The following is an 8,779-nucleotide window of genomic DNA, read 5'->3' as shown; positions in this document are numbered from 1 at the left end:
GCCCGCGCAAAGGTTTGGGGGTACGATCGCCGCTGACTGTTTACCGTGAACTGCTTGCAAACAGCCAGCAACACTCCACGCTCATCCACTGAAATCAAGGGTGTTGCACTTCACTTTTGAATCCGCCTATACTTAAAAAAACCTATTTTAATAAATAAAAATGGTAAATTAGTAGCGCAACGAAATCAGTTGTGGTGATTCAATTAAAAGGATGGAAGATGAAAAAGATCGCTTTGATCGCCATGGCGCTTGCCTTGGGTGGTTGCGCTACCCAAAAATTTGAGCTTCAGTCGGCAGCGCAAGCTGCGCCAGCACTGGATGTCGCACAGTCTTTTTTTATAAGCGGTATCTGGCAAAGTAAAGAAGTGGATGCTGCCAAAGTATGTGGTGGCGCGGCCAAGGTGCGCAGCGTTGAAATGCAGTTAACGCCCGCCAACATTGGGTTGGCTCTGATAACGCTGGGCATTTATACACCTCGTCAAATTCGTGTTTATTGTGTTCGCTGAAAGAATGTCCTATGAAAAGAATATTTACAGTCCTCGCGATCATCACTTTCACGAGTGCTTGTTCAACCCAAACCGCCTTGGTCAATGGCCAAAGGGCTATTTTGGCTAAAGACGAAATGCAAACGTTTTTTGTAAGCGGTTTGGGTCAAACCCAGACATTGGATGCAGGAAGAATTTGTGGTGGCGCGACCAATGTGGTCAAAGTTGAACGCACGACTTCGTTCATGAACGGCATATTGAATTTGTTTTCAAGTGGAATTTATTCGCCGGAAGATGCCAAGGTGTATTGCACCAGGTAATCGAATGGAGGTCGAGTTTGATGGGCTCCCGGTAGGCGCGTTTTGCGTGCCTTTTTGTGGGCGCAGGCACTCTTTTTATCCTTGCAATCATGGCGTTTCATGCCATGATTTGCATGGATAAATACCTCAGACACCGCGCGCCCGATCGGTCTTGAACTGCGCCCGGAATGCGCTGAACTGCCCCGCGTCCAGCGACCCGCGCACCTCTTGCATCAGGTTCAGGTAGTAGTGCAGGTTGTGTATGGTGGTCAGCATGGGGCCGAGCATTTCGCCGCATCGGTCCAAGTGGTGCAGGTAGGCGCGGCTGAAACCGCCGCGCCCGCCTTGGTCCCAAGACACGCCGCCGGAGCCTGAGGCTGAGTCGATAGGATGGCCCGCGCAGGCGTAGCAGGTGCAGGTGGTGTCCAGCGGTTGCGGGTCGTTTTTGTGGCGCGCATTGCGCAGTTTCAAGTCGCCAAAGCGGGTGAACACCGTGCCGTTGCGGGCGTTGCGGGTGGGCATCACGCAGTCGAACATGTCCACGCCGTCGGCCACGCCTTGCACCAAATCTTCGGGCGTGCCTACGCCCATCAAGTAGCGCGGCTTGTTTGCCGGCAGGCGGTGCGGGGTGTGCGCCATGATTTGCAGCATCAGGTCTTTGGGCTCTCCCACGCTCACACCGCCCACGGCATAACCCGGAAAATCCATCTCCACCAGCGCATCCAGCGACTCTTGGCGCAGGTTTTCAAACATGCCGCCTTGCACGATGCCAAACAGGGCGTTGGGGTTTTCCAGCCGCGCAAATTCGTCTTGGGAGCGCACGGCCCAGCGGCGGCTCATTTCCATCGACTTGCTGGCCTCAAGCTCGGTGGTCAGGTGCCCTTTGGTCTCGTAAGGCGTGCATTCGTCGAGCTGCATCACGATGTCCGAGTTCAAAATCGTTTGGATCTGCATGCTCACTTCGGGCGACATGAACAGCTTGTCGCCGTTCACGGGCGAAGCAAAGGTCACGCCTTCTTCGGTGATCTTGCGCATCTGACCTAGCGACCAGACCTGAAAACCGCCCGAGTCGGTGAGGATCGGTTTGTCCCATTTTTCAAACTGGTGCAGGCCGCCAAAGCTCTGCATCACGTCCAGCCCCGGGCGCATCCACAGGTGAAAGGTGTTGCCCAGAATGATTTGCGCGCCCATCTCGTGCAGGCTGCGCGGCATCACGCCCTTGACCGTGCCGTAGGTGCCCACCGGCATGAAAATCGGCGTTTGCACCACGCCGTGGTTCAGGGTCAAGATGCCGCGTCGGGCGTGGCTGGAGGGGTCGGTTTTGAGCAGGTCGAATTGGAGCATGAAAGGCCTAAAGCTGAGGCATGGATTGTAGGAGCATGCCAAGTAAGGGCTTAAGCTCACTTTTGCCCGCACGGCAAGCCAAGAAAGGTGAGTTGGAAAATATTTCATCCATGTAATTTAAGTGTTTAACTCCCTATAATGCATGGATGATTGATCGTTGCTTGTTCGCTTCTGTTCTGGATGCGCTGGCCGATGTGCCAGCCGTCGCACTGCTTGGACCGCGTCAGGCAGGCAAAACCACTTTGGCGCTTCGCGTGGCCGAGCATGTTGCCAAATCAGGACTGAGTGGTCGCCAGTCAGGCAGCTTGTACTTGGATCTGGAAAGCCCCAGTGACAGGCAAAAGTTGACTGACCCTGAGGCGTACTTGTCGCATCACGCCGATAAATTGGTGATTTTGGATGAAGTGCAGCAAATGCCTGCGCTCTTCCAAGTGCTGCGCGGCTTGATTGACCAGGGGCGAAGGCAGGGACAGGGCACAGCGCGATTTCTGTTGCTGGGCTCTGCCACGGGTGAACTGCTGAGGCAGTCGAGTGAAAGTCTGGCCGGACGGGTGGTCTATTTGGAATTGCCTCCTTTGCAGTTATTGGAGGGGGGGCTGGCTCAGCAAGACGTCTTATGGCTGCGCGGTGGATTTCCCAACAGTTTTTTGGCCAAAAGTTTGCCGAAAAGTATGGCGTGGCGGCAGAACTTGATCAAAACCTATCTGGAGCGTGATATTCCCAGTTTTGGCGCACGAGTTCCAGCTGAAACCTTGCGCCGCTTGTGGGTCATGTTGGCGCACCAACAAGGCGGTTTGCTGGATGTGTCGCAGTTGGGCAAGAGCCTGATGTTGGACGCCAAGACGGTGCACCGTTACCTGGACATGTTGGTTGATCTGATGTTGGTGCGCCGCGTGCAAGCTTGGTATAGCAACGCAGGCAAACGCCTGGTGAAATCGCCTAAGTTGTATGTGCGCGACAGTGGTTTGGTGCATGCTCTTTTGGGAATAGGCACCCAAGATGCGCTGTTGTCGCACCCGGTGGTAGGCAACAGTTGGGAGGGGTTTGCACTGGAGACCTTGCTCAACGCCGCGCCGCTCAATACCAGCAGTGGTTTTTACCGCACGAGCAATGGTGCCGAGGTGGATTTGCTGCTCGACATTCCGGGGCACGGTGTGTGGGCCATTGAAGTCAAACGCGGTGTTGCCAGCAAGCCTCGTAAGGGTTTTTACAGTGCGTGTGAAGACTTGAAGCCCGCCAAGCGCTGGTTGGTCTATCCCGGCACAGACGCTTATCCCGTGGGAGACGGAGTTCAGGTGATTGGCCTGCACAATCTTGCCGAAACCATTTGGAAAATCCATCGCGACAGGATGGTCACGCTCACATCACACGCTTGAGGACAACACCATGACCGAACACCCCATCCACTGGGAAACGGAAGGCACCAGCCGCGTCCCGTTTGCCGTGTACACCGAAGAAGGCCTGCACAAAAAGGAGTTGGAGCGCTTCTTTTACAAAAGCCACTGGAGCTATGTGGGCCTGGAGGCCGAGATCCCGAACGTGGGTGACTTCAAGCGCACCGTGGTGGGCGAGCGCTCGGTCATCATGACGCGCGCAGACGATGGGCAGATCCACGTGGTGGAAAACGTCTGCGCCCACCGGGGCATGCAGTTTTGCCGCGAGCGCCATGGCAACAAAAAAGAGTTTGTCTGCCCCTACCACCAGTGGAGCTACACGCTGCAAGGCGACTTGCAGGGCGTGCCGTTTCGGCGCGGCGTGAGGCAGGGCGGCAAGGTCAACGGCGGCATGCCCTCCGACTTTGACCCCAAGGACCACGGACTGACGGCCCTGAAAGTGGCCACGCGCGGCGGCGTGGTGTTCGCCTCGTTCGACCACAATGTGGCGTCGCTCGAAGATTTCATGGGCCCAACCATCCTGAAATACTTTGACCGCCTGTTCAATGGCCGCAAGTTGGTGGTGCTGGGCTACAACCGCCAGCGCATTCCGGGCAACTGGAAGCTGATGCAAGAGAACATCAAGGACCCCTACCACCCCGGCCTGCTGCACACCTGGTTTGTGACTTTTGGCCTGTGGCGCGCCGACAACCAGAGCGAGCTGCGCATGGACGCGCACCACCGCCACGCCGCCATGATCTCGACCCGGGGCAGCGCGGGCCAGGCCACGGGCGCGGCGTCGCAGGTCACACAAGTGAGCAGCTTCAAGGACAGCATGCAACTCCATGACGCCAGTTTTCTGGACATCGTGCCCGAGGCCTGGTGGCAGATGGACGACAAGATGCCCACGGCGGTGATGATGACCTTGTTCCCCAGTGTGATTTTTCAGCAGCAAGTCAACAGCGTGTCGACGCGGCACATCCAGCCCGACGGGCATGGCGCGTTTGACTTTGTCTGGACGCACTTTGGCTTTGAAGACGACACGCCCGAGATGACCGAGAGGCGCCTGCGCCAGTCCAATTTGTTTGGCCCGGCCGGTTTTGTGAGCGCAGACGACGGCGAGGTGATCGAGTTCTCGCAGCAAGCCTTTGAGACCAAACCCGAGCACCGCATGCTGGTGGAGCTGGGCGGGCGCGATGTGGGCGAGACCGATCACATGGTGACCGAAACCCTGATCCGGGGCATGTACGCCTACTGGCGCAAAGTGATGGAGGCCTGACCACGATGACCATGGTGAACTTTGAAACCCACATGGCCTTGACCCGCCTGTACGCCGACTACGCCTTGGCCGTGGACAGCGGGCAGTGGGATTTATGGCCCGAGTTTTTCACCGAGCAGTGTGTGTACAAACTCATCCCGCGTGAGAACCATGCGCGCGGCTTTCCGCTGTGCACCTTGTCGTTCACCAGCAAAGGCATGCTCAAAGACCGGGTGTATGGCATTCAGGAAACGCTGTACCACGACCCCTATTACCAGCGCCATGTGGTGGGCGCGCCGGTGGTGCGGCGCGTCGATGGTGAGCGCATCCATGCTGAGGCCAACTATGCGGTGTTCCGCACCAAACTCGACAAGGCCAGCACGGTGTTCAATGTGGGCCGCTACATCGACACCATCGTGCCCACCCCCGAGGGCCTGAAGTTTGCCGAGCGCCTGTGCGTGTACGACAGCGAAATGATCCCCAACGCCATCATTTACCCGATATGACCATGAGCTTCCCAAAAACCGAGTGGACCGACGTGGCCGCCGAGGCCGATTTGTTTGAGGGCGCAGGCATCGCCGTGACGCCGGAGGGCCTGGACATTGCGCTGTTCAGCGTAGACGGCGAGGTCTTCGCCATTGGCAACCCGTGCACCCACGGCAACGCCAAACTGTGCGACGGCTTTGTCGAAGGCGAGCACGTGGAGTGCCCCTTCCACCAGGCCCAGTTCAGCCTGCGCGACGGCTCAGTGGCCTGCGGCCCGGCGACCGAGCCGGCCAAGACCTGGCCGGTCAAGATCGAAGGTGGGCGGGTGTTTCTTCAGCTGGACTGAATTGGACAGAGCGCGATGATCGTCAGTGGAAATCGTCTTCTCGCTGATGTCGCAATGCGAGGATGGTCACCGTTTGAGCGTCTTCAATTTCAAAAAGTGCCAGATACCCAGATGCACCAAATGAAATGATGAGCTCTCTGAGCAGAGGGCCGTGTGCACCATCGGCTGCTTTGCGACAAGAAAAAGGTGATTTGCGCAAAAAATCCAGACCGTTTTCAATGGCTAACAATGCCCGTTCAGCGGTATGAATGTCAAAAGCCAGAAGGAACTCATAGAGCCGACTCAGATCGGACTGGGCTTGTTCCGTGAAACGGACATGAAAGTCATCCATGGCCAACCCACTTGGATGTCAAGGGGCTGAGTACTGTACTTTGGCCAATTGGTGCTTCAATGTCTGAAGCACTTCATCGGCCGAAAAGTAAACCTGATTTTGGCGCGCGTCTTGGGCTGAGCGCAGACCTCGGGCGATGAACTCGTCTTCTGCTGCACGGTGGGCGATGAACTTTTCCAATGAGGTTTCCATCAATTTAGAAAGGGTTTCATTGGGTCGAAGTGCTTTTTCGGCAGCTTGCCTTAAATCTGGACTGACACGCAGAGCTGGAAGTGTTGCAGTTTTCACATCAAACCTTTCAAGTGCAGTGCAATTGTAATGCGCGGTAATTTCAGCAGGTTCAATCGATCTTGGTACGCCTCAGCAGCATCGAATCGCCATAGCTGAAAAAACGGTAGCGCTGCGCGATCGCGTGGCGGTACAGGCCCATGATGTGTTCGTAGCCCGCAAAGGCGCTGACCAGCATCATCAAGGTGCTTTTGGGCAGGTGGAAGTTGGTGATCAGCAGATCGACCACTTTGAACTCAAAGCCCGGCGTGATGAAAATCTGGGTGTCGCCGCTGACCTGGCCGAACTTGGCCCACGACTCCAGCGTGCGCACCGTGGTGGTGCCCACCGCCACGACTTGGCCGCCGCGTGCTTGGCACTCTGCAATCGCTTGCTGGGTGGCTTTGGGCACTTCATACCATTCGCTGTGCATGTGGTGCTCGGCGATGTTCTCGGTTTTGACCGGCTGAAAAGTACCCGCACCGACATGCAGCGTGACGCTGGCGGTATGCACGCCCCGTGCCGCCAGGGCGGCCAATACCTCTTCGTCAAAATGCAGCGCTGCGGTGGGCGCGGCCACCGCGCCCGGGGCGCGGGCAAAGACGGTCTGGTAACGCTGTTCGTCTTCTTCGGTGTCGGCATGCGCAGCCGCGCCCGCCGGGCGTTCAATGTAGGGGGGCAGTGGCATGACGCCGTGCTTTTCCATCAGCGCATGGGGCTCGTCACTCAGCTGCAGATGAAACAGCGGGCCGTTGGCATCGGGCCAACGGCCCAAGAGCAGCGCATCAAAACCGCCCTGGTGTGCGCCGCCCGCCATGTGCATCTTGCCGCCCAGCAAAGGCTTTTTGCTCACTTTCATGTGCGCCACCACCTGGTGGCCGGGCAGCACGCGCTCGATCAGCAGCTCCAGCTTGCCGCCGGAGGCCTTCTCGCCAAAGATGCGCGCCTTGACCACCTTGGTGTCGTTGAAAACCAGCAGATCGCCCGGGTTGAGTAGGCCGGGCAGTTCGCGAAAAACCCGGTCGGTGATGGCACCGGGCGCGCCATCGAGCAAACGCGAAGCGCTGCGCTGGGCGGCAGGGTGCTGGGCAATCAGTTCGGGGGGGAGCTCAAAGTCGAAATCACTGAGCGTGAAATCCCGACTTGCAGGCTGTGAGAGAGGTGTCAAAGTGGACATGCTTCAGGGCCGAACAGGCCCGTACAAAGTGGAAAAAATGGCCATGCCCGAGTGGCTCGGCATGGCCTGCCAAAACCTCAGGCACAAAGTCGTGAAATGTCACAACCTGCTGGCTGAGGGTGAGGGCCTGAGCCCTCAAATATCGATGTTGCCCGCCCGCAGCGCGTTGCTCTCGATGAAGTGGCGGCGCGGCTCGACTTCGTCGCCCATGAGCATGGTGAACACGCGGTCGGCTTCGATGGCGTCGTCGATCTGCACGCGCAGCAATCTGCGCACGGTGGGGTCCATGGTGGTTTCCCACAGTTGGGCGGGGTTCATCTCGCCCAAGCCCTTGTAGCGCTGGCGGCTGGTGGTGCGTTCGGCTTCGCTGATGAGCCAATGCATGGCTTGGCGGAAGTCGCCCACTTTTTCTTCTTTCTGACGCTCGCCTTCGCCGCGCAGGGCTTTGGCGCCTTCGCTCAGCAAACCGCGGAAGGTCTCAGCGGCTTCGGCCAGCGCGCCGTAGTCGGCACCGTGCACAAAGTCTTGCGTGATGATGCTGCTCTTGATGTTGCCGTGGTGGCGGCGGCTGATGCGCAGGATCGGTTTGTCGGTGCGCACGTCAAATTCGGCCGCCACTTCGGCGGGTATGCCGGTGGTGTTGAGTTCGCGCAGTTTGGCTTGCAGTGCGGGGGCGCACTCGGCGGCTTGATCCAGCGTGTCCAGGTTCAGCGACACGCCGTCGGCCATGGCGCGCAAAGCTTCGGCGTCCATGAAGTTAGACAAGCGGGTAATGACGTTTTCAGCCACTTGGTGTTTGCGCGCCAGGGCTTCGAGCGTTTCGCCCGTGAGCACTTGGGGCGCAGCGCCGCCGGTGCTGATGCTGGCGTCTTTGAGCGCGATGCGCAGCAAGAAGCCGTCGAGCGCTGGCCCGTCCTTAAGGTACAGCTCTTCTTTGCCCGCTTTGACTTTGTAGAGCGGTGGCTGGGCAATGTAGATGTGACCGCGCTCGACCAGGTCGGGCATCTGGCGATAGAAGAACGTGAGCAAAAGGGTGCGGATGTGAGCGCCGTCCACGTCGGCGTCGGTCATGATGATGATGCGGTGGTAGCGCAGTTTGTCGACGTTGAAGTCGTCGGTGCCGCTCTTGCCGGAGTCGGCGGACACTTTGCCGATGCCGGTGCCCAAGGCGGTGATCAGCGTGATGATTTCGTTGCTGGTGAGCAGCTTCTCGTAGCGGGCTTTTTCGACGTTCAGGATCTTGCCGCGCAGGGGCAAGATGGCCTGGAATTTACGGTCGCGGCCTTGCTTGGCCGAGCCACCGGCGGAGTCACCCTCGACGATGTAGATTTCGCACAGGGCCGGGTCTTTTTCTTGGCAGTCGGCCAGTTTGCCGGGCAGGCCCATGCCGTCGAGCACGCCTTTGCGGCGGGT

Annotated in this window: 11 protein-coding genes; 6 read left to right on the top strand and 5 right to left on the bottom strand. The window is 58.2% G+C overall.

The annotated features are described in order from the left end of the window. Positions 1–218 precede the first annotated feature (218 nt). A complete protein-coding gene (locus tag ACIQ39_RS17130; protein ID WP_396435808.1) occupies positions 219–506 on the top strand; it encodes a Bor family protein in 288 nt (95 codons plus the stop codon). Positions 507–517: 11 nt separating this feature from the next. Then, complete coding sequence (locus ACIQ39_RS17125; protein ID WP_396435807.1) at positions 518–805, top strand: Bor/Iss family lipoprotein; 288 nt, start codon at positions 518–520, stop codon at positions 803–805. Between the two features lie 126 nt (positions 806–931). Here ACIQ39_RS17125 and tgt read toward each other — a convergent pair whose 3' ends face one another. Then, complete coding sequence (gene tgt / locus ACIQ39_RS17120) at positions 932–2,128, bottom strand: tRNA guanosine(34) transglycosylase Tgt (protein ID WP_396435806.1); 1,197 nt, start codon at positions 2,126–2,128, stop codon at positions 932–934. Positions 2,129–2,274: 146 nt separating this feature from the next. On the opposite strand from tgt, the gene ACIQ39_RS17115 reads away from it, so the two are divergent. The 4 genes from ACIQ39_RS17115 to ACIQ39_RS17100 are packed head-to-tail and all read left to right on the top strand — an operon-like array spanning position 2,275 to position 5,591. After that, positions 2,275–3,504, top strand: a complete 1,230-nt coding sequence (locus tag ACIQ39_RS17115) for an ATP-binding protein (RefSeq protein ID WP_396435805.1) — start codon at positions 2,275–2,277, stop codon at positions 3,502–3,504. A gap of 10 nt (positions 3,505–3,514) precedes the next feature. Further along, positions 3,515–4,780: an aromatic ring-hydroxylating dioxygenase subunit alpha gene (locus ACIQ39_RS17110; protein ID WP_396435804.1), complete on the top strand. Its 1,266-nt coding sequence runs from the start codon at positions 3,515–3,517 to the stop codon at positions 4,778–4,780. 5 nt (positions 4,781–4,785) lie between these two features. Next, entirely contained in the window at positions 4,786–5,265 is a 480-nt protein-coding gene (locus tag ACIQ39_RS17105) for an aromatic-ring-hydroxylating dioxygenase subunit beta (RefSeq protein ID WP_396435803.1), read from the top strand. 2 nt (positions 5,266–5,267) lie between these two features. Further along, entirely contained in the window at positions 5,268–5,591 is a 324-nt protein-coding gene (locus ACIQ39_RS17100; protein ID WP_396435802.1) for a non-heme iron oxygenase ferredoxin subunit, read from the top strand. Between the two features lie 22 nt (positions 5,592–5,613). On the opposite strand, the gene ACIQ39_RS17095 is transcribed toward ACIQ39_RS17100, so the two are convergent. The 4 genes from ACIQ39_RS17095 to ACIQ39_RS17080 all read right to left on the bottom strand — a co-directional run. Beyond that, positions 5,614–5,922 (bottom strand): type II toxin-antitoxin system RelE/ParE family toxin, encoded by a 309-nt coding sequence (locus ACIQ39_RS17095; RefSeq protein WP_396435801.1) that lies wholly within the window; start codon positions 5,920–5,922, stop codon positions 5,614–5,616. An 18-nt stretch (positions 5,923–5,940) separates the two neighbouring features. Continuing rightward, positions 5,941–6,210, bottom strand: a complete 270-nt coding sequence (locus tag ACIQ39_RS17090) for a YlcI/YnfO family protein (RefSeq protein ID WP_396435800.1) — start codon at positions 6,208–6,210, stop codon at positions 5,941–5,943. A gap of 52 nt (positions 6,211–6,262) precedes the next feature. Next, a complete protein-coding gene (gene queA, locus ACIQ39_RS17085; RefSeq protein ID WP_396435799.1) occupies positions 6,263–7,366 on the bottom strand; it encodes a tRNA preQ1(34) S-adenosylmethionine ribosyltransferase-isomerase QueA in 1,104 nt (367 codons plus the stop codon). A gap of 135 nt (positions 7,367–7,501) precedes the next feature. Then, on the bottom strand, positions 7,502–8,779 hold a 1,278-nt coding region (locus ACIQ39_RS17080), incomplete at its 5' end, for a toprim domain-containing protein (RefSeq protein ID WP_396435798.1).

Source organism: Limnohabitans sp. (assembly GCF_044361645.1).
GTDB lineage: Bacteria > Pseudomonadota > Gammaproteobacteria > Burkholderiales > Burkholderiaceae_C > Limnohabitans_A.
This window is presented reverse-complemented; position numbering and strand designations above follow the sequence as displayed.